The 25,170-nt window shown below is 53.5% G+C and carries 23 protein-coding genes and 1 riboswitch; of the genes, 4 read left to right on the forward strand and 19 right to left on the reverse strand.

Annotation, left to right across the window (positions count from 1 at the left end):
- Positions 1 to 26: 26 nt before the first annotated feature.
- From polA to pnpS, 5 genes are all read right to left on the reverse strand, one after another.
- Positions 27 to 2,696: a DNA polymerase I gene (gene polA / locus B212_RS0116400; RefSeq protein ID WP_019912006.1), complete on the reverse strand. Its 2,670-nt coding sequence runs from the start codon at positions 2,694 to 2,696 to the stop codon at positions 27 to 29.
- 176 nt (positions 2,697 to 2,872) lie between these two features.
- Positions 2,873 to 3,532 carry a phosphate signaling complex protein PhoU gene (gene phoU, locus B212_RS0116405; protein WP_019912007.1) on the reverse strand — a complete coding sequence of 220 codons (660 nt, stop codon included), beginning with the start codon at positions 3,530 to 3,532 and terminating at the stop codon, positions 2,873 to 2,875.
- 68 nt (positions 3,533 to 3,600) lie between these two features.
- The gene (gene pstB, locus B212_RS0116410; protein ID WP_019912008.1) at positions 3,601 to 4,356 is read right to left on the reverse strand and encodes a phosphate ABC transporter ATP-binding protein PstB; all 756 of its coding nucleotides are present in this window, start codon (positions 4,354 to 4,356) and stop codon (positions 3,601 to 3,603) included.
- A gap of 146 nt (positions 4,357 to 4,502) precedes the next feature.
- Positions 4,503 to 5,231 (reverse strand): response regulator transcription factor, encoded by a 729-nt coding sequence (locus B212_RS0116415; RefSeq protein WP_019912009.1) that lies wholly within the window; start codon positions 5,229 to 5,231, stop codon positions 4,503 to 4,505.
- 172 nt (positions 5,232 to 5,403) lie between these two features.
- The gene (pnpS, locus tag B212_RS0116420; RefSeq protein ID WP_019912010.1) at positions 5,404 to 7,197 is read right to left on the reverse strand and encodes a two-component system histidine kinase PnpS; all 1,794 of its coding nucleotides are present in this window, start codon (positions 7,195 to 7,197) and stop codon (positions 5,404 to 5,406) included.
- A 204-nt stretch (positions 7,198 to 7,401) separates the two neighbouring features.
- Here pnpS and B212_RS0116425 point away from each other — a divergent pair, with 204 nt between their 5' ends.
- Entirely contained in the window at positions 7,402 to 8,427 is a 1,026-nt protein-coding gene (locus B212_RS0116425) for a LacI family DNA-binding transcriptional regulator (protein WP_019912011.1), read from the forward strand.
- On the opposite strand, the gene B212_RS0116430 is transcribed toward B212_RS0116425, so the two are convergent.
- The 4 genes from B212_RS0116430 to B212_RS0116445 all read right to left on the reverse strand — a co-directional run bounded on the left by B212_RS0116430 (position 8,424) and on the right by B212_RS0116445 (position 10,588).
- On the reverse strand, positions 8,424 to 8,948 hold the full coding sequence (locus B212_RS0116430) for a hypothetical protein (RefSeq protein ID WP_019912012.1): 525 nt from the start codon (positions 8,946 to 8,948) through the stop codon (positions 8,424 to 8,426). The genes B212_RS0116425 and B212_RS0116430 overlap by 4 nt on opposite strands.
- A gap of 170 nt (positions 8,949 to 9,118) precedes the next feature.
- Entirely contained in the window at positions 9,119 to 9,874 is a 756-nt protein-coding gene (locus tag B212_RS0116435; RefSeq protein WP_019912013.1) for a class I SAM-dependent methyltransferase, read from the reverse strand.
- An 18-nt stretch (positions 9,875 to 9,892) separates the two neighbouring features.
- Positions 9,893 to 10,243 carry a cupin domain-containing protein gene (locus B212_RS0116440; RefSeq protein ID WP_019912014.1) on the reverse strand — a complete coding sequence of 117 codons (351 nt, stop codon included), beginning with the start codon at positions 10,241 to 10,243 and terminating at the stop codon, positions 9,893 to 9,895.
- A gap of 24 nt (positions 10,244 to 10,267) precedes the next feature.
- Positions 10,268 to 10,588, reverse strand: a complete 321-nt coding sequence (locus B212_RS0116445) for a cupin domain-containing protein (protein ID WP_019912015.1) — start codon at positions 10,586 to 10,588, stop codon at positions 10,268 to 10,270.
- A gap of 160 nt (positions 10,589 to 10,748) precedes the next feature.
- Between B212_RS0116445 and B212_RS0116450 the strand changes: the two genes are divergently transcribed.
- Positions 10,749 to 11,411 carry a Crp/Fnr family transcriptional regulator gene (locus B212_RS0116450; RefSeq protein ID WP_036669542.1) on the forward strand — a complete coding sequence of 221 codons (663 nt, stop codon included), beginning with the start codon at positions 10,749 to 10,751 and terminating at the stop codon, positions 11,409 to 11,411.
- 140 nt (positions 11,412 to 11,551) lie between these two features.
- Here the strand turns inward: B212_RS0116450 and B212_RS0116455 are convergent, their stop codons facing one another.
- Together B212_RS0116455 and B212_RS0116460 are read right to left on the reverse strand one after the other, a co-directional pair.
- Positions 11,552 to 14,551 (reverse strand): carbohydrate binding domain-containing protein, encoded by a 3,000-nt coding sequence (locus tag B212_RS0116455; RefSeq protein ID WP_019912017.1) that lies wholly within the window; start codon positions 14,549 to 14,551, stop codon positions 11,552 to 11,554.
- A 290-nt stretch (positions 14,552 to 14,841) separates the two neighbouring features.
- On the reverse strand, positions 14,842 to 16,494 hold the full coding sequence (locus B212_RS0116460; protein ID WP_019912018.1) for a fumarate hydratase: 1,653 nt from the start codon (positions 16,492 to 16,494) through the stop codon (positions 14,842 to 14,844).
- 104 nt (positions 16,495 to 16,598) lie between these two features.
- Here B212_RS0116460 and yfbR point away from each other — a divergent pair, with 104 nt between their 5' ends.
- Positions 16,599 to 17,234 carry a 5'-deoxynucleotidase gene (yfbR, locus tag B212_RS31655; protein WP_019912019.1) on the forward strand — a complete coding sequence of 212 codons (636 nt, stop codon included), beginning with the start codon at positions 16,599 to 16,601 and terminating at the stop codon, positions 17,232 to 17,234.
- A gap of 24 nt (positions 17,235 to 17,258) precedes the next feature.
- Here yfbR and thiH read toward each other — a convergent pair whose 3' ends face one another.
- From thiH to B212_RS0116495, 5 genes are all read right to left on the reverse strand, one after another.
- A complete protein-coding gene (gene thiH / locus B212_RS0116470; protein WP_019912020.1) occupies positions 17,259 to 18,377 on the reverse strand; it encodes a 2-iminoacetate synthase ThiH in 1,119 nt (372 codons plus the stop codon).
- Positions 18,378 to 18,407: 30 nt separating this feature from the next.
- Positions 18,408 to 19,172 carry a thiazole synthase gene (locus B212_RS0116475; protein ID WP_019912021.1) on the reverse strand — a complete coding sequence of 255 codons (765 nt, stop codon included), beginning with the start codon at positions 19,170 to 19,172 and terminating at the stop codon, positions 18,408 to 18,410.
- Between the two features lie 42 nt (positions 19,173 to 19,214).
- Entirely contained in the window at positions 19,215 to 19,418 is a 204-nt protein-coding gene (gene thiS, locus B212_RS0116480) for a sulfur carrier protein ThiS (RefSeq protein ID WP_019912022.1), read from the reverse strand.
- Entirely contained in the window at positions 19,415 to 20,083 is a 669-nt protein-coding gene (locus B212_RS31660) for a thiamine phosphate synthase (protein ID WP_232231559.1), read from the reverse strand. Before B212_RS31660 ends, thiS begins: the two co-directional genes overlap by 4 nt.
- A 105-nt stretch (positions 20,084 to 20,188) precedes the next feature.
- Positions 20,189 to 20,291: riboswitch (TPP riboswitch) on the reverse strand.
- Between the two features lie 157 nt (positions 20,292 to 20,448).
- Positions 20,449 to 21,315: an SDR family oxidoreductase gene (locus B212_RS0116495; protein ID WP_019912025.1), complete on the reverse strand. Its 867-nt coding sequence runs from the start codon at positions 21,313 to 21,315 to the stop codon at positions 20,449 to 20,451.
- A 186-nt stretch (positions 21,316 to 21,501) separates the two neighbouring features.
- Between B212_RS0116495 and B212_RS0116500 the strand changes: the two genes are divergently transcribed.
- Positions 21,502 to 21,927 carry an NUDIX hydrolase gene (locus B212_RS0116500; RefSeq protein WP_019912026.1) on the forward strand — a complete coding sequence of 142 codons (426 nt, stop codon included), beginning with the start codon at positions 21,502 to 21,504 and terminating at the stop codon, positions 21,925 to 21,927.
- A gap of 368 nt (positions 21,928 to 22,295) precedes the next feature.
- Here B212_RS0116500 and B212_RS0116505 read toward each other — a convergent pair whose 3' ends face one another.
- From B212_RS0116505 to icd, 3 genes are all read right to left on the reverse strand, one after another.
- On the reverse strand, positions 22,296 to 22,721 hold the full coding sequence (locus B212_RS0116505) for a hypothetical protein (protein ID WP_019912027.1): 426 nt from the start codon (positions 22,719 to 22,721) through the stop codon (positions 22,296 to 22,298).
- A 116-nt stretch (positions 22,722 to 22,837) separates the two neighbouring features.
- Positions 22,838 to 23,779: a malate dehydrogenase gene (gene mdh / locus B212_RS0116510; protein ID WP_019912028.1), complete on the reverse strand. Its 942-nt coding sequence runs from the start codon at positions 23,777 to 23,779 to the stop codon at positions 22,838 to 22,840.
- 28 nt (positions 23,780 to 23,807) lie between these two features.
- Positions 23,808 to 25,103, reverse strand: coding sequence for an NADP-dependent isocitrate dehydrogenase (gene icd, locus B212_RS0116515; protein ID WP_019912029.1), 1,296 nt, complete (start codon positions 25,101 to 25,103; stop codon positions 23,808 to 23,810).
- Positions 25,104 to 25,170 lie beyond the last annotated feature (67 nt).

Genomic DNA, 25,170 nt, shown 5'->3' on the forward strand with positions numbered 1-25,170 from the left:
CCGGATATGCCGCCCCTGCGGGGAGCCTATTTCGCTTCATACCAGTTACTTCCAAAACTTACCTCTGCTTTTAATGGCACAGACAGCTTCAGCGCCCCCTCCATAACCTCAGGCAGCAGCTTCTTCATCAGCTCCAGCTCATCCTCCGGCACCTCGAACACCAGCTCATCGTGTACCTGCAGCAGCATGCGGCTCTTAAGCCCGCGCTCATACAGCGCTTTGTCCATCTGAACCATAGCCAGCTTGATGATATCCGCCGCTGTTCCCTGAATCGGGGTGTTCATCGCTGTACGTTCGGCAAAAGAGCGCAGGTTAAAGTTCTTCGCATTAATCTCCGGCAGGTAGCGGCGGCGCTCCAACAGCGTGGTCACATAACCCTGCTTGCGTGCTTCCACCACAATATCATCCATATAGCGGCGCACACCCTTGAATACATCGAAATACTGTTCGATAAAATGGGCTGCTTCCTTGCGTGAAATATTCAAATTCTGCGAAAGACCGTAGTCGCTGATGCCATACACTATGCCGAAGTTAACGGCTTTGGCGGAACGGCGCATGTTGCTGTCCACCTGATCGGCGGCAACACCAAACACATCCATCGCCGTCTTCGTATGAATATCCATATCATGCACAAAAGCTTCCTTCAGCCGCTCATCATCGGAGATATGCGCCAGCACACGCAGCTCAATCTGCGAGTAATCCGCCGCCAGAATCGACCAACCCGGCTCGGAGGGCACAAATACCTTGCGGATTTTGCGGCCTTCCTCCAGCCGGATCGGAATGTTCTGCAAATTCGGGAACTGGCTGCTCAGCCGTCCGGTTGCCGCAATCGTCTGGCGGTAAAAGGTATGCACTTTGCCGGTCTCCGCTGAAATTTCCTTCAGCAGCCCTTCCACGTAGGTCGATTGAAGCTTCGCAATGGTGCGGTATTGCAAAATCAGCCTTACGGCATCATGGTAAGGGGCCAGCTTCTCCAGCACCTCGGCGTCCGTGGAATATCCTGTCTTCGTCTTCTTGACTACAGGCAGACCCAGCTTCACGAATAAGATGTCTCCAAGCTGCTTCGGCGAGTTGAGGTTGAATTCGGTGCCGCAAATCGCATAAATGTCCGACACCAGCCTGGAAATCTGCGCTTCAAATTCCTTTCCAAGATCAATGAGATCCTCTCTGTTGACGGCAATTCCCTGCTTCTCCATATCAGCCAGGATGCGCGACAGCGGCATTTCCAGATCGACGAACAGACCGGTCATTGCCGTGTCGTTCAATTCCTGCTGCTGCTTCTCTACAATGCCGAGTACGGTAGCGCTTTTGCGGGCGACATGCCCGCCCAGAATGTCGAGCCCGGGTATTTTATATTTCGCGCCCTTGCCGAATACCTCTTCATCCGGAGACAAACGGGGCAATCCGTATTTGGCGGTTAAGTCATTCAAATTCTGATTGGCTTCCGTCGGGTCAAGCAGATAGGCGGCAAGCTGTACATCATTGGCGGCTCCGGCAAAAGGTATCCCCTGCCAGTGCAGCGCCAGGTCGGCGCGGTGCAGATCATAGCCGCTCTTCGGCGCCTTGTCGTCCCCGAGCCAATCCCGCAGCTTCGCCGCAGCAGGGCTCTTAAGCTGTTCAACCGGCACAAAATAATGCCGTTCCTGCGAAGAAAGGCCCACGCCGATCACTTCCGCACGATGCGGATTCTCGCCGCTTGATTCCACATGCAGCGCAGAGATGCCGGGCAGCGCAGCTATCAGGTCCTGCAGCTCCGCTTCGCCCACGATGGTAATATCCAGCGCCGCAGCCTCCTGGGCACCCTCTCCGCCTTCCCCGTCCGCCGCAGGCGCATAGGCGCTCAGCGACAGACGCTCCAGAAGGGACTTGAACTCCAGCTTCGCCAGCGCAGGTCCGGCGGTATCACTCTTAATCCCGGTGAACACCATATCCTCCCACGAGTGCTCCAGCGGAACCTCCCTGTAGATTGTAGCCAATTTCTTGCTCATAACGGCGCTGTCAGCGTGCTCCTCCAGCTTCTCCTTCATCTTGCCCTTCAGCTCGTCCGTTCCGGCAAGCACGCCTTCCACCGATCCGAACTGATGCAGCAGCTTCAGCGCCGTCTTCTCGCCAACGCCCGGGACGCCGGGGATATTATCGCTGGCATCGCCCATCAGACCTTTCAGGTCGATAATCTGTGCAGGCGTCAGATCATATTTGTCACGGATCTGCTGAGGCCCGAACATTTCAACCTCCGTAACACCTTTGCGCACCAAAGCCACAGTCGTGTGCTCAGAGGCCAGTTGCAGCATGTCCTTGTCCCCGGACACAATCATAACCTGGCGTCCGGCTTCGTCAGCCTCGCGGGAAATGCTGCCGATAATGTCATCGGCTTCATAGCCGCTGATCTCGAATTGCGGCACCCCGAGATTCTGCAGCAGCTCCTTCAGCATCGGGAATTGCTCGGAGAGCTCGGGCGGTGTCTTTTGCCGGCCTCCCTTATAGTCTTCATAGCCCTCATGGCGGAAGGTAATCTTGCCCGCATCAAAAGCGACGATCATATGGCTTGGCTTATGCTCCTCGATCAAGCGCAGCAGCATCGTTGTAAATCCATATACCGCATTGGTCTGCTGCCCTGCGGTGTTCGTCAGCGGCGGCATTGCAAAGAACGCACGGTAAATAATGTTATTGCCATCTATAAGAATCAACTTGTCCATTTCAGCACCTCGCCTTATCTTGCATACTATTTACATTTTAACATATGCCCCGCACAAGCAAAAACGGCTTCGCGGAATTTATAAGGGGAATGCACTGAACTGCATAAAAAAGCAAGCCTCCGGTTAAGAAAGCTTGCAGCTACAGTATGCGGTAAATCCGCTCAGCCTGCCGGCTGTTATTGATTAAGGTCCGGACGTTTGCCGGTCACAAGATAAACAACGCTCTCGCCAATGTTGGTGGCATGATCGGCAATCCGCTCAATATAACGGCCGACCAGCGTCAGCAGCATCGCCTGGTTCAAGAATTCCGGCTTCTCGACCATGTAAGCGTACAGCTCATTAATCATCGCACTGTAGAGCTGATCGACATGATCGTCGTCCTGGGCCATTTTGTAAGCCAGATCGGTATTCTCATCCAGATAGGACTGGATCGCTTCGGTTGTCATTCCGGTTACGATTTCAGCCATGCGCGGAATATCTACCAGCGGCTTAATTAATTGCTGGCCCTGAATACGCATAGTTACCTTTGCCACATCCAACGCCAAATCACCCATACGTTCGAGGTCGCTTGATATTTTGAAGGCAACAATGATACGGCGCAGGTCCTTGGCTACCGGCTGCTGGGTAATGATGAGCCGTGAACCGATTTCCATGATTCTGTCTTCCATGGCGTTCAGCCGTAAATCCGCTTTGACAATTTCCTGCGCCCGGGCAGTATCTATGGTCTGCAGAGCCAGTACCGCACCCTCCAGCGCATCGGTTACATGCTCAGCCATCTGCTGCAGCAAGCTGCGCAGTTCTTCCAAATCTTTGTCGAATTCTTTTCTGCGAATCATATAAAAGCGAGCCTCCTCAAAAACATATGGTCAGCCTGTCATCTCCAGGAACGGGTCCCTTCCGCCGCTTAGCCGAAGCGTCCGGATATATAGTCTTCAGTGCGGGAGTCCTTGGGATTGGAGAACAGCATCTCCGTATCCGCAGCCTCCACAATTACACCGTTCAGGAAAAATACTGTGCGGCCCGATACCCGTGCAGCCTGATGCATATTATGTGTGACCATGACGATCGTATACTTGTCCCGCAGCTCCTGTACCAGCTCCTCAATCTTAAGCGTGGAGACCGGGTCGAGCGCTGAGGTCGCCTCATCCATCAGCAGAATATCAGGCTGCACAGCAAGTGCTCTGGCAATACACAAACGCTGCTGCTGTCCACCCGACAAGCTGAGTGCAGACTTCTTGAGGAAATCCTTCACCTCTTCCCAGAGGGCCGATTGGCGCAGGCTTTGTTCTACCAGCTCATCAAGCTCGGCTTTGCCGCGTACTCCGTGCAGACGGGGACCGTATGCCACATTGTCATAGATCGACTTCGGAAAAGGATTGGGCTGCTGAAACACCATGCCGACCTGCTTGCGCAGGCTTTCCACTTCCACCTCGTCGCTGTAAATGTTTTTGCCGCCAATGTTCACTGTTCCTTCAATACGTGTTCCGGGTATCATATCATTCATTCGGTTAAGTGTGCGCAGCAGGGTAGACTTACCACAGCCGGAAGGACCGATAAATGCGGTCACCTGCTTCTCCGGAATCTGCAAATCGACGCTCTTCAGCGCATGGAAAGACTCATAGTAGAGATCTAGCTTCTCTATGTCAATGATGGATTTCATTAGTTTTTGTGTCTCCTTCTCATCATCTTCGTACCCCATGATAAGCTTTCAGTGTAAATAGAGTTGAAGAGGATTGTTAACTCAGTGTAAAATCGCATGTCAGGTTTGAGCATATAATCTGCCTGACAGAAAAGAACGCCGTCATTTCAAATGACAGGCGTTCTTTTCTTGTTCACGACCAGTTTATAGCCGACACCCCGGATTGAATCAATATGCACCGATTCCGGGTCCAGCTCCAGCTTCTTGCGCAGAGAGCTGACATGAACGTCCACCGTCCGTTGTCCGCCGATATAATCAAAACCCCAGACGGCATTCATCAGATCATCCCGGGTCAGCACCACACCCGGCTTGCGGGCCAGATACAGCAGAACCTCGAATTCCTTAGGACGCAGATTGATGCTCTGTCCACCCAGTGAGACCTCATACCGCTCAGGGTAAATTTCCAGTTGGCCCAGAATGATGGTTGAAGCGGCCACAGCGGCTTCCGGCTGCACGTCCTCGGCCATCCCGGATATCCGGCGCAGCACCGCACTAACACGGGCAAGCAGCTCCGATACGCCAAAGGGCTTGGTGATGTAGTCATCGGCGCCGGATTTCAGGCCGCGGACCACATCCTCTTCAGCATTTTTGGCGGTTAGCACGATAACGGGCGTGCGGATGCCCTGACCGCGCAGCTTATCCAGAATATCAATCCCGTTCATACCAGGCAGCATGAGATCCAATACGATTAAATCAAAAGGTTCTCTAGTCGCACGGTCATATCCTGCCGTTCCATGATCCTCCACCGTCACCTCATAGCCTTCCTGCGTCAAATTATAGGACAGCAGCCGTGCAAGTGTCGGTTCATCTTCAATGACAAGCAATCGTTGTGCCATAGGTTCCCCCGTCTTCATATGTTATAAAATTTACAAAACTGTTGGCATGCCCATCATATCACCAGAATGTTAACCCGGTGTAAAATAATTAAGCTTTCATTATATTTCCGTGCTTTCAAATTAATATTATACGGCATCCTGTGCCCGCCACTCAAAAGCCAATCTGCCAAGCCTACTCCGCTTCATCCTGCAGCAGCGGCAGTTCAAGGATGAAGGAGCTGCCGATGCCGAGGTCGCTCTCTACCGAGATCGAGCCGCGGTGCAGTTCCACCAGATGCTTGACAATCGACAGCCCCAGACCGGTTCCGCCGGAGCTTCTGGATCTGGCTTTGTCCACCCGGTAGAACCGCTCGAAGATCCGCGGCAAATCCTTGCGCGGAATGCCCATCCCGGTATCAGTGACGGTAAAGACAACCGTTTCCGTGCCATCCGCCTTTTGCCCGTTAACAACGGTTATCTTCACGCTTCCCCCTTCATGGGTATAGTTGATTGCATTGGAAAGCAGATTCATGAAAATCTGCCGCAGCTTGTCCTCATCGCCCTCCACGAACAGCTCTGCAGGCACATCTGCGCTAAGACTGATATTCTTCTTCTCCGCAACCTTGCTCATCGTCTCCAGCATAGAATCGAAAAATTCAATCAGATGCACGGGCGAGCATTCCAACTGCACACGTTTGGATTCAATTTTGGACAGCTCCAGAATGTCTCCGATCAGACGGTTCAGACGCTCATTCTCATCGTAAATAATCTGCAGAAAAGAGCGGGCGGTCTTCTCATCCGTTACACCGCCGCCGAGCAGGGTCTCGGCAAAGCCTTTGACCGCGGCAACCGGGGTCTTCAATTCATGGGACACATTGGCCACGAACTCGCTGCGCATTTTTTCCAGACGGCGGATTTCCGTCACCTCCTGCAGCAGGAACAGCATTCCCCGGCAGGCCCCGTCCTGCATCATTGGAACGCCATCGAGCCGTACAATCCGCTCCGCGGGGTTGTAGATGCTCCGCTCTTCATGGATCGGCTCCTTGCGGGAAACGCCCTCCTCAATCAGACGGGTAAGCTCATAATGATGCTTCAGCTCCTTATAGGAGTGCCCGGTCATCTCGCTGTTCTTCACATCCAGCAGCCGCTCTGAGGCACGGTTCAGCAGCGCAATCTCACCTTCGGCATTGATCATGACTATTCCGCCGGTCATGTTGTCCAGCACGCTCTGCAGCAGATCCTCGTTGTCACGGATTGTCTTAAGCTGGGCCTGCAGGCTGTCCGCCATGGCATTGATCGCATTCGCGAGCTGCCCGACCTCATCCTTGCGCCGCATCGGCACTCTGGCATCGTAGTCCAAGTCGGTAATGCGGCGGGCTACCCTTGTAATCTGCTCCAGCGGAGAGGTCATGCTGGAGGCTACCTTGTAGCTGACAAAGGTTGCCGCGATGAACAGCAGCACAAGTCCGCCGGCCATAATCATCCAGGCACGGTTCAGCCCCTCCGTCACAGCGTCGAGGCCCATAGAGAGACGGATGTAACCGTCGAAGCCCTGATCCGAGACTACGGCTCCCGCCACGTACAGCATTTTGCGGTCCAGTGTATCGCTGTAGCGGATCGCCCGGCCAATTCCTTCTTGGGCTGCAAGCACTTCCTCTTCACGGGTCGAGTGGTTATCCATTTGCTGCGGGTTCTTCTCTGAATCACCGATGACCTTGCCTTCCTTTGTAATGAAGGTTATTCGTGAATTGGTCAGCTTGGCGATACGTTTAGCCTCCGCCGTGTAGTAATTCATAGCATCCGGACCGTTCATATCCGTGAATTTGAAGGTGCCGGAGAGCAGTTTTATTTCCCGGGACATGTTTTCTTCGAGCGCCGAAATATGGGAATTCTTAAATAACTGGGCCATAGTGATACCGGCGCCGATCATGGATATTCCAATCAGTGCCATCAGTATGACCGTAAGGCGGATGCGAAACGGTTTCATCAGAATTAGTCCTCTTTCTTGTCATTATGTCCTTGAGAACATCCTACCTTCATTTTCGCCAAAATACCAGTTCCTCAAAGATTATCAACGCAGTGTAAACTTAAGGGGGGCTTCAAGCCTGAATAGAGGCCTTTTTGAAATTATGGTATTATGACAAGCAGAAGGTCATGCTCACAAAAATGCTAAAGTTCGCGAGGGAAGCCGATGAAAGTAACAATTTCGGATGTTGCCAAAGCCGCCAATGTGGCTAAATCCACCGTCTCCAAGGTGCTGAACGATTCTCCCAAAATATCCGCCGAAACCAAGCTCAGAATCCGCGAGATCATGAAGCAAATGAATTATACGCCAAGCAGTATAGCTACGGGTCTGGCCAGACAAAGAAGCCACACGGTCGGACTGCTGGTGGACATGTCCAAGGAAAGCGAGTTCCTCAACCAGTTCTTTTACAATATTATCGGAGGAATTGAGAGTGTCATCGGGCCTCTGAAGTACGAATTAACGATCTGCAATGTTCAGCATAGTGATGAGGAAGGCCATTTCCTGAACAGGCTTGTGCTGAACCAGCGTGTTGACGGCATTATTGCCAACAACTCGGTGCTGACCAAAGAGCTCTCCATGGAGCTGGACCGGCTGGACTTCCCCTACGTCTCCATCGGTGAGATTGACGCTCCCGCAAGCTGGGTCGATTTCGACAATGAAGCCGGGGGGAGAATGCTGACCAGCCATCTGCTGCAGCAGGGATATATCAGACCCGCTTTTATCGGCGGAGAACGGGACGAGCGGATTTTTACCCGGAGGCTAAACGGCTATCTTCAGGCTATGCAGCAGGCAGGACTCAGCGCCCGAGAGGACTGGACTGTAAACGTCCGCGCCGACGAGCATGAAGGCTACCGGGCCGCAAGGGAGCTTTTATCCTCTGAAGAGCAAGAACGCCCGGACTCTGTTGTATGCATGACTAACTATGCTGCCTTCGGCGTACTGAAAGCCGCCCGCGAGCTGGGAATCGAAGTTCCCGGACAGCTTGGCGTCGCCGCTTTTGACGAGTATCCCTTGTCGCGTTATACGACTCCTCCATTGACCTCGCTGAATATAGATACCTTCAAGCTTGGCGTAACCTCCGGCCAGTGGCTGATGGATCGCATTCAGGGCAGCGGTATGGCATCCCGGCACATGCAGTTGGAGCCGGAGCTCATCGTCCGTGAGTCCTCTGCAAAAAAGCAGCTTTCCTAGAGCTTAATAATACGGATGCTTTTCAGAATTTGCACCAGCTTCTGCTGATTCTTATCCAGCATTGCTTTATCCTCAAAACGTACCGCCGCACCATAAAAGCCGGGAGCAATAGCCTGCTCCAGTATTAGCTGCCAATTCCCGTCCTCCTGGTCTTTATAAAGTGCGCCCTGCACCCCTTGCTTGGTAGAGAACTGCTCTTTGACAAAGCCGGCTTCGGGTTGGCCGATGGTCCCGTACTGGGCGTAGATCCGAATGGAATTACGCTCGTCACCGGCAAGCAGCAGCTCCACTCCTTCATCGGGACTAGCTTCAATATTGGCATTTCCCGCCTGGCGCGGCTTTTGTACGACCGTCCACCCTTTGGGCACATCCACAACAAAGCTGGTTTCTCCGGTTTTGAAATGCACACGTTGCTGCCCGGGGTACAACAACACCACAGCCATGATTACAAGGAGCAGAAAGATTCCGCACACACTCATCCATAACACTTTCTTGTCTGTCAGCACATGGGGTTGAGACAATTCAGCCACCTCCTGCTTGGCAGTTCATAATAATCTATGCCAAGATTAACCGAATACGCTCTGGTTTTCATTGACATTTGATTCTGTCCGCAACAAAAAGAGGCCGCATTTGGCCTCTTTTTGCGCCGCAAGGATTGCCGCGTAATTGGTACGCCCGGGCAGCTACGTGGTTATTTTCTGCTGCTGACCGCGATATAATTTAAGCTTTTGCCTGACCGGTTAAAAAATTGGTACATCCTCTTGAACATCCCTCTGTTATCCTTTTTCAAACCGTTCTTAACGATGCCCATTGTACCCCACAAGCCTTCATCGCGAATCATTCCCGCAGGATTCATCAGCGACATTGCACCATGAGACACTGTAACTTTGCTGAAGCCGATGCTGCTGAACAGATGCTTCCAGTTCTCCAGGGATAAGGGTGACACATTCACCCGGATGATGCCCCTTAAGGTGTCCACCAAATCTTCGGGAGTGCCCGGGGTCAGCATAATATCATGAGTCAACAACACCCCGCCCGGCTTCAGAACACGGTAGTATTCAGAGATGGCCTTCTGCTTCGCCGCATCGCCCAGCATGGTCAGCATCGCTTCATTTACAACAACGTCGAACGTTTCATTCTCAAAAGGCAGCTTCATTGCATTAGCCTGGACGACATGGATGTATTCCTGCAACTGATGCTTGGCAATATTCTTTTTGCCCTTTTCCAGGGCTTTCGCATCCATATCCACCGCCGTAATACGGCAATGATATTGCTTCGCCAGTTCAATGGAAGTCGTGCACATATTACAGGCCACTTCCAGCACTTGCGTGTCTTGAGACAAGCCCGCTTGCCCAATCAGCCACCGGGTTGCCGTAATCCCGCCTGGCCGCAGCCGTTTTTTTCCCAGTTTCGCCAAAAAAGTATGTCCGGCTTCCACCTTCGCCATTTCCCCGCCCCCTGATCTCTATTCTTTATCCGGCTTGACCACTGTCAGCAGCATGTGAAAAGCCTCCCGCGCCCGCAGCGCATGCGGAATCTCTGAAGGCATCACAATAGATTCGCCTTGCGAGACAGTATATTGCTGATCGCCAATTGTAATCTCAGCCACGCCCGACAGGACATGAACCAGCGCATCCCCTTTTGTCGTGTGCATCTTGATGCCTTCCCCCTGGTCCAAAGAGAATAAGGTCATGCCCAGATTCGGGCGCTGCACCAGTGTCATGCTTGAGGTCTGATTAGGGGCTACCGGGATTAGGCCGTCCAGCTTCATGACTTGGGAGTGCGGTAATTTTTTGATATATTGGTTATTTTCCATAGCGCTCATGCTCCTCTTCTTCTGTTAATTGAGTCCATTCATTTGCACAAACTTGCATCTGCCTGGGGCCTCGATAGAGTGCTCCGTATTCCTTGTAATTGCGAAGAATTCACCGGCGTTAACGGTAACAGGCTGACCTTGTAGCGTTAGATTCAGTTGTCCTTCCAGCACATAGATGACCTTCATATTCGGTGAAGACTCATTGCTGATGCTCTCGCCGGAGTCCATTGCATACAGCAGCAGGTCCATATTGACCTCGCTTGCCAGCGTGCGGCTCGTAATTTGCCGGTCCCGGTATACCACCAAATCGCGCAAATTCACTGCCTGCTCAAAGGGAATGTTCATAGCGACCTCCTAACTTATGCAAAAATAGCAGTCACAACTTGCAAAATGAACTATAATGATCTCAGCAAGTTATTGAGAATGTTTATCAATTACTGAAAGTATAGCAGAGCCTACACAAATTTTCGGTTGCCATGGCAACAGGAGGTGACAATTGTCGAAAATGTATATCAATTCGTTCAAGGAGACGGCATTGTTCAAAGGTTTTTCCGAGCAGGAGATTGTTCAGTCTCTGGCCTGTCTGGACGGGTATAGCCAAGCGTACCGGAAGAAAGAGATTATTATCAACAAAGAGGAGCGGCTGCATTCGATTGGGGTCGTTCTGCGGGGCACCCTGTTCATGTGTAAGGAAGATCCTATGGGGATGCGGTTTATTTTTTCGGAGCTTAACGCAGGGGCCATTGTCGGGGAAACGGCGCTTCATGCGGGCCAGCAACAGACAGGCTATGAGATAACGGCGGCAACCGATTGCGAGGTGCTGTTTATCCGGATTGATCAGATCGTACGGCCCGGCCAGGTGATCTGCTCGCTGAGAGCCAGGATTATTGAGAATCTCGTCAGCCTTATACTGCACAAGAATCAGGAATTATACGACAAGCTGGACATCGTGACGCATAAAAATCTTCGCAACAAAATTCTCTACTACTTGCAGCAGCAAGCGAAAAAAAATAACAGTCCCAGCTTCACCATTCCCTTTTCGCGGGAGGAGCTGGCCTATTACTTGGGTGTGGACAGAAGCGCCTTGTCCCGCGAGCTAAGCCGGATGAAGGCCGAAGGATTCCTCACTTATTCCCGCAATGCCTTCCGGGTTCTTCAAAGTGAATAACGGGTCTCGTCGTTCTGCCGAAGCAAGCCGGCAATCCGTATAATTGACCGAAAACACAAGAGCAGCGATCACCCAATAATGGGAAATTGCTGCTCTGCTGTCTTCTTGCGGCTATTGAATGGACAGGGATGACTCTATGACTATAGATCCTTCCAGCGCTGCACGGTCACGGAGACGGTCTGAGCCCCGCCTGCCGGGGTCAATGTCCGGTTCGAGATATCCGCGCCGCCGGAGGCCGTCTCGACGGTCGCCCAGCTTCCGCGCGTAAGCTTATACTGCACTGCCGTTCCGGCCGGAAGGCTCAGCGTAATCGAGTACACGCCATCGCTGCCTTTGGTCAGTTGATAAGCGGGGTCCGCCGCATTCCAACTGTTAAATGAGCCTGTCAGGTAGACTGGCCCGCTCGCAGGCGTGGAGCCGGGAACGCTGACCCGGAACGTCACGCTGTCCGCCTGGGGTTCGCCTGCCGCGATGCTGCCATTTACCAGACTCCAGACTCCTGTGGCAAAATGATAATTATTGCCGCCGTTATTGTCCCAGGTGCCGCTGCCGTTATTAAAGGCTGCGGTCAGCCCTGCTGCGCCTTCCAACGGGAGCGTAATCGCTTTGTAGCCGGAGAACGAGGAAGCCTGCATTTGCGTTCCCGGCGCTGTGGTCCATACTGTCGAGCCGTCCAGCTTGTAGTGGATATAAGAGTTCGTATACGCGGTATTCTTGTAATAAATCGTCGCCGTATTGCCCACAGGTGTCGCGGTTGGCGTCGCTGTCGGCGTAACCGTCGGTGTTGCTGTTGGCGTAATGGTTGGTGTAGGCGTTGGCGTTACTGTAGGCGTTGGTGTTGCTGTTGCTGTTGGTGTTGGTGTTGCTGTTGCTGTTGGTGTTGCCGTCGGCGTCGGCGTTGGCGACGCCGTCGGCGTCACCGGTCCGCCCGACTGAATGCTTCCGGTTGGCGTATAGGTCCAAGTGCCGGTGCCGAACAGGTAGTTGTTGCCGCCGTTGCTGTCCCAAGTGCCGCTGCCATTGTTGAAGCAAGCTTCGAGCTGCGAGGCTGAGCCAATGTTAATCGTAATTTTATTATAGCCCGGCACTTCAGATACCGGTATCGCTACTCCCGGTGCTGTCGTCCACGTTCCTCCTGCCGGGCGGTAATGAATGTAAGGCGTAGTGTAGCCTTGCTTGTAATAGATCGTTACGTTATTTCCGGCAGGAGTGGTCACCAGAGCCGCTGCGCTGAATGCCGACAGATTGCCTGCCGCATCAAAAGCTTTTACCTTATAGCTGTAGCTCGTTTGGGCGGAAAGCCCATTGTCCGTGTAAGAGGTTGTGGCAGAGGTTCCCACCTTCACCCCATCGCGGTAAATCTCATAGCCGGTTACCCCGACATTGTCAGTGGAAGCCGTCCAGCTTACGAGCGCACTGGATGCATTCTGCACTGTGGCCGTCACATTTCCCGGGACAGTCGGAGCTTCGGTATCCACAATAGGCTGCGTCTTGGAATAGATTTTGGCAGAGTTTGCATCCACCGTTACGGTAATTTGCTTGCCGGTTGCGCCTCCTGACCCAACAGTTACCGTGTCCGATGTATTCAATTGATTAATCAGAACAGTTCCAACAGCCAGTGTACTCTCTGCACGCAGTGGAATGGTGACTGTCTGCGATCCGCTGGATTTGTTGCTGAATACGGAGATAACCTCCTGGCCCACATTAGTTCCGCTGTCTACACGGCGGGAGAACGCGTACAAATTCTGGGCAGACCACATTTCACGCTGGGTGCCTGTGCGGAGCGCCGGATTATTTTTGCGGATTTCATTCAGTTTGGCAATATGCTTGTAGGTGTTCGTGTTCTCATTAAAATAGTTCTGCAGAACATTGCCGTTCGCATCCCGCTTCACCATGGACCAGCGGTTCCAGGTATCGGCGATTCCGCCTGTCATAATCTGGCCGTTGCCATTGCCCTTATTCTGCTCCGTGCCCTGGAAGACCACCGGAGTTCCGCGTACGGTGAAGATGAAGGACAGCGCGTTCTGCAGCTTCTCAACGCTGCCGCCGGCTTCCGTCAGGAACCGGTTACGGTCATGGTTGTCGATAAACGTAACCATATGGTTCGCATTTCCGTTGTAATAGGAATCTTGGGCCAATGTGCTTTTGACGGTTGAGTCAAAGGACTGCCCGTAAGCGAAGCTGTTCAGCACCGAGAAGAACATCGGGAAATCGAGCATGCCCCATTCCTTGTTGTTGCCCACCCAGCGGGAGACAAATTCTGCATTTCCGTCAAAATTCTCGCCGAATGTGTTAACCCCGAGCAGGTTCTGCAATTCGCCGATATCCGTAGGCTTGATTAGCTTGGCAGCATCAACGCGCGCGCCGTCCGCTCCCGTGTAGTCAAACCAGCCTTTAATGGAATTGAATACGGCCTGCTTGGCGGCAGGAACGTCAAAGTCAATATCATCCAGCCCTCCGAGATCGTGATTCTCTAAATAATCCTGGGCCCATTGATCATATCTTCCGTCTGCCAGCGACCAGTTGATATCTCCATTGTGGTGATACCAGGCCGGGTTGTTGAAAGGCGCTGCCGGCTGCAAAGCCGGTATATCATAATAAGCCTGCGTACCCAGCATGTAGTCTCCGACATGGTTCGGCACTACGTCAATAATGACCTTAATTCCGAGCGCATGCGCGGAGTCCACCAGCTCCTTAAGTTTCTCTTTGGTTCCAAAATAGGGATTAGCAGCATTAGGGTTTTTTACGTTATAGCCGTGGTAGGCTGTGTTTTTCCCTGTACCGTTGTTGTCGCGGTTAGTCATTTGCGGCTCGGCCACCGGGGAGATCCAAATAGCGGTATATCCCATGTTGTGAATGTAGGGCAGCTTGTCGATAACCCCCTGCCAGTCCCCGCCCTTCATATAACGGAAATCTTCCTCGGAGTTCTCACCATAACGAATGGCGGCCCCGGTGGCGTTGTTGGAGGAATCCCCATCATTAAAGCGGTCAACCATGATCTGATAAATCGTGTCGTTCTCAGTAACGGTACCGATGCTGGCCGCTTCCGCCTTTGCGGGCGGCAATACAAACAAATTCGTCGTGATGGAAAGAACCATAGACATGATTAGAACCGGAACAAGCCATACTTTGCGTTTCATTCCTCATCTCCCTCTCATATGAGCGCATTAGAGCTTTACTGCCTGTGAATACACTTCTCTCACTTGCAAGACAATTGTTGCAGGACCATGCTACAGGATGGGAAACCGGTTTCCTTCTAAAAATTAACATGCCTATGTATGCGTTGTCAAGCTTAAAAATATCGTTGATAGATTAAGGATTTCGCTAGAAATGAAAGTCCGGTTCAATGCATGACAGCAATGAATTGTGCACAAAAAAGCCTTCCCCCATTAAATCCGGAGGAAGACTTCCTGCATACATATGGCATGCCTTATTTGAATACCTGTTCCCGGAACTGGGCCAGCTTGGCGGCAGAATCCTTCTCCACATCAGCATGCAGGCTGTTGCCGTGCGCGTCCATAGTTACGATGGCGGCGAAGCCGTCCACCTGTAAATGCCACATCGCCTCCGGGATTCCGAATTCCATGAAATCGACGCCATCCACCTGCTTGATGCATTCGGCGTAATATTGCGCTGCTCCGCCAATCGCATTGAGATAGACGCCTCCATGCTCCTGGAGCGCCTTCAACGTCTTGGGACCCATTCCGCCCTTGCCAATGACCGCACGGATGCCGAATTTACGCATGATATCGCCTTGGTAAGGCTCTTCGCGGATGCTGGTGGTTGGGCCCGCAGCCTTCACATGCCAGCCCTCTTCATCCTTCAGCATCACCGGCCCGCAGTGATAAATCACCGCTCCGTTCAGATCAACCGGCGATTCGTGATCCATCAGATACTTATGCAGCGCATCGCGTCCGGTGTGCATCTCTCCGGACAGAATCACTACATCGCCTACCCGCAGACTGCGGATGTCCTCCTCGCTGATCGGTGTGGTCAGGCGGATCTCACGGGATGGTTCAGCCGCTGCTTCCCCGGGCTTGGCGGCGGCTCCTCCCGTCGCTTCCGTTGCAGAAATTGCAGCATCGCCAGAGACAGCACCGGAGGCTCCGGCACCCGCAGCAACCGCCACCGGTTCAGGTACGGCAGTCGCTGCGGAGCCGCCATCAGCCTCAACAGAGATCCCCGTGCCGCTCTCATACAGCCATTCCTGGATGCTGCCGCTGACCGGATCAATAAGTACCCCCTGGCGGCGGAACGCCCAGCAATTATAAGCAACCGAGACGAAAAAGCTGGCCGGAAGACGGTTCATCACACCGATCTTGCAGCCCAGCAGCGTAACTTCACCGCCGAAGCCCATCGTGCCAATGCCCAGCTTGTTGGCATTCTCCATAATATACTCTTCCAGCTTGCCGAGATCCTGAATGGGGTTGATATCCTCTACCTTGCGGAACAATTGTTTCTTCGCCAGCTCGTAGCCGGTTGTCCGGTCACCGCCAATGCCGACGCCAAGAAAACCCGCGCTACAGCCCTGCCCCTGTGCCTGGTAGACAGCATGAAGAATACATTTACGGATTCCGTCGAGATCGCGGCCCGCTTTGCCCAGCCCCTCCAGCTCTGCCGGAAGACTGTACTGGATATTTTTATTCTCGCAGCCGCCGCCCTTCAGAATAAGCCGGACATCCACAGCTTCTTCTTCCCACTGCTCGAAATGAATCACCGGTGTACCGGCACCCAGATTGTCCCCGCTGTTCTCCCCGGTAAGCGAATCTACAGAGTTGGGGCGCAGCTTGCCGTTCTTCGTCGCCCGGATGATTGCGTTATGAATATCCTTCTTCATCTCAATCTGATTGATGCCCACCGGTGTGTGAATAATGAAGGTAGGCATCCCCGTATCCTGACAAATCGGCGAGACTTGGAGCTCAGCCATGCCGATATTCTGGGCAATGGTGGTGAGCGCCAGGCCGGAGCGCGTGGCCCGGTCCTCCATGGCGCGTCCTTTCGCTACCGCACGGCGCACGTCGCCCGGCAGATTCGTGGAGGTCTCTACGATCAGATTATACACGCTGTCTTCAAAATGCCGCATCCTTAGTCCAGCTCCTCTCCATACGTTCGCGGTTGTCCAAACTCTGTTACAATTAGTTATTATCATAACATATTAAGCCACGTATGAAAGGGGTTACTTTAAAATTGAATTACCATTTTTCTGCCTATCTCTACCGGCTGCAGTATATTCAGCGCTGGAGCCTCATGCGCAGCACCGCACCGGAAAATGTCGCTCAGCACTCGTTCCATGTAGCCCTGCTGGCGCATATGCTCTGCTCCATCGGCAACGTTCACTTCGCCCGGTCGCTGAATGCCGACCGGGCCGCCGCCATGGCGCTGTTCCACGACGCCGCCGAGGTCTTCACCGGCGACATCGCAACGCCGGTGAAACATAACAACCCGCGTCTGCTGTCCAGCTTCCGCGAGATGGAGCAGATCGCCGCCGAACGGCTGGCGGCGATGATACCGCCGGAGCTTGCCGCTGTCTACGCGCCGCTCCTGCAGCCGCAGATCAGCCCGTCCGGCTCCCAGGATGCCGGGCTGCTGCGTTATGTCAAAGCGGCGGATCATCTGGACGCCTATCTGAAATGCGTCTGGGAGGTCGCCGCAGGCAACCGCGAATTCGCCGCCGCCAAGGAGCAGACCGCCGCGAAGCTGCGCGCGCTGGCCATGCCGGAGATGGAGTACTTCCTGACCCATATGGCTCCGGGCTTTGAAATGTCTCTGGATGAGCTGTCAGCAGGAATGAATCGCGGAGAATCCGCGGATGAAGCTGAATAAACGGCGGGGATTAGATTTGCTTTTTCACTTAGAGGCCTGCACCGCCAGAAGATCCCAATCCTTGAATACCGGCTGGAGGCCACTGGCCTCCAGCATGTCCACAATTGCAGGCACACTCCGTTCATCCGAGATTTCGAACTGCGGAGTACCGCCCTCCTGGGTATGTCCTCCTACCTCTGTAGAGACTCCCGCCGACATTTTGGTGATTCCCAAATGAACCAGATGATCACGCAAGGCAGCCGGCTCCCGGGTGGATAAGGTAAGGCCGGAACGCGGCAGAAACAGGCGGTAGGCCAATATTATCTGCACCAGCGCCCGGTCGGTTACATCGCTGTCCGGGTTGAACTCGCCCAAATACGGGCGGAACCGGGGAGCGGAGAGGCCGATTTCGCATTCCAGGTATTTGTTCTGCAGATAACGTGCGTGCATCGCAGTCATGAAGGCTTCCTGCCGCCAGTCATACATCCCGAGGAGAGCACCGATATTCACCGAGCGGAATCCGGCCTGACAGCCCCGTTCGGGCGCATCCAGACGGTTGCGGTAGACCCGCTTGGGGCCTTTGACATGCAGCTTGCGGTAGGTCTCCTGATGATAGACCTCCTGATACAGCGTCAAGCCGTCCACTCCAGCCTCCCTAAGCTCCTTATATTCCTCCGTGGACAGCGGGTTCACCTCGATGCTGATTGAAGCGAAATATTCGCGGAGGATTTCCACGCATTCCTTCACATAGGAGGCCGGGCTTTCCCTGCGGGATTCCCCTGTCAGCAGCAGGACGTGGCGGAGACCTGTGGCGGAAATCGCCCGCCCCTCTTGCCTGACCTGCCCCGCCGTCAATCTTTTTCGCGGAAAATCATAAATGGAGCTGAAGCTGCAATACGTGCAGTGATTCACGCAAAAGTCGGCAAGATAGACCGGGGTGAACATCTGCATGACATGTCCAAAATGCGAACGGGTCAGTTGCTGCGCACGCTGGGCCATCTCCTCCAGACAAGCCTCCGCAGCCGGAGACAGCAGGGCCTGAAGATCCCGCTCGTCCAAATGCTCCTTGCGGATTGCCCGCTTGACATCCTCCACCCTGTATTCTTGCCATAAGGCCGCGTAAGGAAGCTGCTCCAGACGGGTCAGCGTTTCATAAAAGCTCATGTTCCTCCCCCATTTCTGTTAGGCTGCAAGTCACTTCAGAAACCCGGTCAAGGGTGAAGACGCCACGGCAGTCTCTTCCACCGGCCCGAGTCCGGCCAAATAAGCTTTGCGGCCTGCGGATACCGCATCGCGGAACGCTTCGGCCATCAGCAGCGGATCACGGGCCGTAGCAATAGCCGTGTTCAGCAGCACCGCCGCTGCTCCCAGCTCCATCGCTTCGGCGGCTTCAGACGGCTTGCCGATTCCCGCGTCCACAATAACGGGAAGCTCCACCTCGGCAATCAGAATCCGCAGCAGCTCCTTCGTCTTCAGACCGCGGTTCGAGCCTATCGGGGAACCAAGCGGCATGATGGCGGCGGCTCCCGCCTTCTTCATCTGAAGGGCGGCTGACAGATCCGGGCTCATGTACGGAAGCACTACGAACCCTTCAGCAGCCAGAATTTCTGTAGCCCGAATCGTCTCCAGGTTATCCGGCAGCAGATACTTCTGATCGTTAATGACCTCAATCTTCACCCAGTTGCCGAGGCCGGCCGCTCTGGCCAGTCTTGCAATGCGCACTGCTTCTTCAGCAGTCCTTGCCCCTGAAGTATTGGGCAGCAGCGTCATATGGGCAGGAATATGGCTGACAATATTGTCCTTGCTCTCAGGATCGACCCGGCGCAGAGCGACCGTAATCACCTGCGAACCTGAGCGTGTGATTACGTCGGGAATCAGAGTGTTCCGGCTATATTTTCCTGTCCCTATGAATAAACGGCTGGATAAAGAAATGCCGCCGATGATAAATGGATCTAACATGAACCCGCCTCCTGAACATTATATTTGTTGATACCATACGGCTCAGCCCCCGCCGACAAAATGTACCAGCTCTATGCGGTCGCCTTCGCTGAGCAGCGTCTCCCCGTAGCTGTCTTTGGAGACAATTTCACCGTTCAGCTCCACAATTACAAGTCTTCCGTTCCACTCGGGGAGGGACAGCAGATCGGCCACGGTGCGGCAGTTCCCTGCATTCCCCCCGGCTTTCCCATTAATGGTCAGCTTCATGCCTGTTCACCTCCCCCGCCAGAAGATTCAGCGATATTCACAGCCGCCGTGCCGGAATAATTCTGCACCGCCGCCCTGTAAGCCTTGGCGGCAGCCACAGGATCTGCGCTACTACAGATGCCGGACATTACCGCAATCCCCGCTGCGCCCTGCCGGATAATCCGGTCAGCGTTGCCAGGCTCAATCCCTCCGATGGCAATCAGGGGAATGCGGCTGCTCCGCACGGCTGCTCTCAGCAGACCAAGGCCACGCTCTTGCTGCCCCTGCTTGCAAGCTGTGGCGAACACATGCCCGAACAGGCAGTAATCCGCCCCCTGTTCTCCCGCTTCAGCGGCCTCCTCCGCAGAATGCACCGACCTCCCCAGCCGCAGGCCGGGAGCAGCGGCGCGGGCAGCGGCAGGCGGCAGACTGTGCCAGGCAAGCTGGACGCCGCCCGCGCCGGACGCAAGGGCAACGTCAAGACGGTCATTAATGATCAGCTTGCCCGCAGGAATTCCGGCTCCGATCAGCCGCTCCGTCAGGCTCAGCAGCTCCCGGGCGGACAAATGCTTTTCCCGCAGATGGATATAATCCATGAGTGGATGCACAGATGCGGCAAGCGTAATCAGCCTCTCCTGCTCCTGCTTCCCGTCCGAAATCAAATGAATTTCAACCAAACGGTTCACCTTCATTCATTGTTGTTGCAGCACCAGGCACAAAAAAACCGCCCCCAGCAATAGGAGGCAGTCGGAAATATACAGGAATATGGGCTGAAGGATAAGCCCCGCTGCAGTCATTCGTCCTCACTTTCCTACGCTGGTATAAACCAGATCAGGTTCAAAGGGTCCGAACGGTCAGGTTCGTCTCAGCCTTGCGGCACCCCTAGTGGCAAATTCATATTCAGTTGCTGACGTGGTTCATATTAACATAGTTTTCCTTGGAAAAGCTATACAAGCGATAGAAGAATTTCACCGCTTTGGCATACACAGCAAAAAGAGCGGACCGCAGCGGTACGCTCTTGCTCCTGAATTATAGAGCATCAATGCTCCTGTTAGCCGTTGATAATCTCGCCGCCGTTGACATGAATCACCTGTCCGCTTACATAGGATGAATCCTGGGAAGCCAGATAGACGTAGGCGGGAGCCAGCTCCTCCGGCTGACCGGGGCGTTTCATCGGCTGTGTGCCGCCGAACTCGCTGACCTTCTTGGCATCAAAGGATGAAGGGATAAGCGGAGTCCAGACCGGACCCGGCGCGACGGCGTTGACACGAATGCCCTGTTCCGCCAGATTCATCGACAGCGACCGGGTGAAGCTGAGAATTGCGCCTTTGGTGGATGAATAGTCCAGCAGTTGCGGGCTTCCGCGATAAGCCGTAATGGAGGTTGTGTTGATGATCGCGGAACCCTTTTTCAGATGGGGCATTGCCGCCTTGGTTAAGTAGAACATAGAGAAAATATTCGTGCGGAACGTACGCTCAAGCTGCTCAGAAGTGATATTCTCAATCTTGTCCTGCGGATGTTGCTCGGCCGCATTGTTGATCAGAATGTCCAGCTTGCCTAGTCCCTCTACCGTCTTTTTAATCAGATCCTGGCAGAAGGCTTCCACACCGATATCACCGGCAACCAAAATACATTTGCGGCCTTCCTGCTCCACCTGGCGTTTGGTCTCTTCGGCATCCGAATGCTCACTCAGGTAAGACACAACGACATCCGCGCCCTCCTTGGCAAAATGAACAGCAACCGCGCGCCCAATGCCGCTGTCACCGCCTGTAATAAGCGCCGCCTTCCCCAGCAGCTTGCCTGCCGCTTTATAGGCTGACGTCTCGAACTCCGGCAATGGTTTCATCTGGCTCTCAATTCCGGGCTGTTGCTTCTGCTCCTGCGGGGGTAAGGTTTGTGTGGCTTGATTGTCTGGCATGATCCTTGTCTCCTTTCGCTGTGCAACTATGGAAGTAGCATCATCGTTTTAGGATGGCTTATGGGGCTTGGATTAATACAGTCGTTTTTCGTGAAGACACCAGATATAATTTAGAGAACATTGTATTTGTCAGGCAAGGAGATTCGGACGGAGCAATGAGGTTAGGCAAAGGAGGCCGGTACAGTTATGACCAGAAATTCAAGGAGCATCATCGTTGCCGTCAAAGGAATCATTGTGCATACAGGCAGAATTCTGCTTGTACAGCGCGCTGGAGAGGATACTGCAGGAGCGGGGAGCTGGGAATGCCCGGGCGGAAAAATTGAATTCGGAGAAGGCCTGGAGGCCGCGCTGGAACGGGAGGTCAAGGAAGAGACCGGGCTTACGGTAGCTGTGGGAGCCCTTGCATATGCCTCCTCCTTTCTGAGCGATCCGGGCAGACAGCTTATTATCATCACCTATCTGTGCAAATCACATGAAGATACGGTGTTGCTCTCAGAAGAACATACAGCTTATAAATGGTGCACCAAGCTTGAAGTTCAGACCTTGCTGCCGCCCGGCATTCTGGCGGAATTTGAGAAAAGCAATGTATTTGCGCTGGAGGAGCTGCTGTGAGCAACAGCTAACTACAAAAAGAAGGGGGCCCAAGAGCCATGAAACGGCTGCTGGGAACCCCTATGGACATTCCGCGAACTGAAAAGGTAAGAGGAAAATAACCCGCTACTTCGTATGAAATTGCCATTATCCACGAGGTAAGGGGATTTCCTCCCTGTATAATCTGCCAATCTGCCACAGATAGGGCTACCGGTTAGATATAAGGAGACAATTTCCCGCTATCTTCCTGAAATTGATCTCTCAGCCTAGAACAGAGGGTAAATTTCCTGCTATTGTGATGTTCACTTCATGTTCACACTCGTTCCGGCATTGACACGCAAATGGCTCTTTCTCCCTTCTACAGTCAACCACCGATTGTTGGGTTCAGCTTAAATAATATGTCTGTACACCATAAAAAACATCATCACAAGCAGCACGACCATCAGCAGCAGGCTCATGGTGCGAAGCTTTGCGGTGTGGGCCGTCACATCACGGTTCTCGCGCATTCCGGCTGCGGCCAGGCGCAGCGGCTTGCCCATAATCCCGCCCAGGGCGAACATCGCGAGCAGCAGCACAACCACAACAACCATCCAGGCTACGGTATAATCCCCCTTCGAGATCATATAGCCGCCGGTCAGCAGTTGAACAACCAATCCGTATTGAGCGAAGCGGTTAAAGCCGCCAATTGCGCTCAATGTTCCCTCCTTGGCCGGAGCGGACAGCTTTGCCGTACTGCTAAGAATAAACGGCAGAACCAGATAGAAGCCAAGTGCCAGTGTCCCGATCATATGTAAGAAAAAGAAAATCCGATCCATATTATATTCCCTCACTTTTCGCTGTGATATAAGTTACAACATTATTATACCCAACCATATCGCAGATGAAAAGAAAGCCCTCATTTCAGTTGCAAATGAGGGCTTCTAGCCGAATCTTAGATTGTAACTACTGCAGTAATCGCACGTATGGATTCGGCTGACTTATCCAGGGCGGCTTTCTCTTCCGGCGTCAGCTCCAGCTCATAAATCTTCCCGATGCCGTCCGCACCCAGCAGCGCCGGAACTCCCATGAACAGATTGTTATAGCCATATTCCCCTTCAAGCAGGGCGATCACAGGAATGATCCGTTTCTTGTCCTTCAGTATCGCTTCTGCCATCTGCACCAGCGAAGCTGCAGGCGCATAGTAGGCGCTGCCGTTGCCGAGCAGGCTGACGATTTCACCGCCGCCGACACGCGTGCGCTGCAGAATCTCCGCAATCCGCTGTGCAGGAATCAGCGTCTCAATCGGAATGCCGCTGACACTGGAATAGCGGACCAGCGGAACCATGTCATCCCCGTGGCCGCCCAGCACAAAGCCGCGCACATCCTCCACAGACACGTTAAGCTCCTGGGCAATGAAGGTACAATAACGCGCTGTATCCAGCACGCCGGATTGCCCAATGACGCGGTTCTTAGGAAAGCCCAGCGTCTTGTAAGCTACATAAGTCATGGCATCCACCGGATTGCTCAGAATGATGACAATGGATTCGGGTGCGACCCGCTTCACATTCTCACAGACCGATTTCACGATGGAGGCATTCGTATTCACAAGATCATCGCGGCTCATGCCCGGCTTGCGCGCAACGCCTGCCGTAACAATTACAACATCGGAATCCGCCGCATCCTCATAGCTTGAGGTTCCCGTAATCTGGCTGCTGAACCTCAGCACAGGACCGGCCTCCAGCATGTCCAGCGCCTTGCCTTTGGTCGGGTTCTCAAGCTGGGGAATATCCAGCAGCACCACATCGCCGAGTTCCTTCTGGGCAATCATAAGCGCCGTGGTAGCACCGGTAGAACCGGCGCCCACGACAGTAATTTTATTGCGTTTGATGGCCACTCGTCATCCTCCTGAAAGATTGATCGGCTTACAGATGATTGATGATTTCGTCGGCAAACGCCGAGCATCTCAGCTCTGTCGCACCTTCCATTTGGCGGGCAAAATCATAAGTAACCGTCTTGTTGTTGATCGCTGTGCTCATCCCTTTATAGATCAGGTCAGCCGCTTCCTGCCAGCCCAGATGCTCCAGCAGCATTACCCCGGACAGGATCACCGAACCCGGATTCACTACGTCCTTGTCAGCATATTTCGGCGCAGTACCATGAGTAGCTTCAAAAATAGCATGCCCGGTAACATAGTTGATATTCGCTCCCGGAGCGATGCCGATGCCTCCAATTTGTGCAGCCAGCGCGTCGGACAAATAGTCGCCGTTCAGGTTCAGCGTAGCAATCACATCGAAATCAGTTGGACGGGTCAGCACCTGCTGCAGGGCGATGTCCGCAATCGCGTCTTTGATGATGATTTTGCCGGCCGCCTCCGCTTCCTTCTGAGCCGCATTCGCCGCAGCCTCACCGTCACGTTCCTTGATGGCATCATATTGGTTCCAGGTGAAGACATGCTCGCCGAACTCCTGCTCAGCGACCTCATAACCCCAGTTCTTAAACGCGCCTTCAGTGAATTTCATGATGTTCCCTTTATGAACCAGCGTTACGCTCTTGCGTCCGTGCTTGATGGCATATTCAACCGCAGAGCGGACCAGGCGCTTGGAGCCTTCCGAGGATACCGGCTTGATGCCGATACCGGATGTTTCGGGGAAGCGGATTTTGTTCACACCCAGCTCCTGCTGCAGGAATTCGATTACTTTCTTCACTTCGGCAGAGCCTTCCTTATATTCGATGCCGGCATAAATATCCTCCGTATTCTCACGGAAAATAACCATGTCCACCAGCTCAGGATGCTTCACCGGCGAAGGAACGCCGTCGAAATAGCGGACCGGACGCAGGCACACATACAGATCCAGCTCCTGGCGCAGCGCCACGTTCAGGGAGCGGATGCCTCCGCCGATTGGCGTAGTCAGCGGTCCCTTGATCGCCACAATATATTCACGGATCGCCTCCAGCGTATCATTCGGCAGCCATTCACCATATGTATTGAAGGCTTTTTCACCGGCAAACACCTCGTACCAGGCAATCTGCTTGGCACCGCCGTAAGCCTTGGCTACAGCAGCATCCAGCACCCGTTTGGAGGCTTTCCAAATGTCGCGGCCTGTACCGTCACCCTCAATGAACGGGATGATCGGATGATCCGGAACGAGCAGCTTGCCGTCTTCGATTGTAATTTGTTCGCCTTCTGTCGGCAGATCGTATTTTTCCAGTTTCAACATTTGTGGATATCCTCCTAAAAGTTTTGTGAGTTTGGTTTATATTTCATTCTACTAAAGGGGTATAGCG

Origin of the sequence: Paenibacillus sp. HW567 (assembly GCF_000374185.1) — a bacterium.
Classification (GTDB): Bacteria; Bacillota; Bacilli; order Paenibacillales; family Paenibacillaceae; genus Paenibacillus_AQ.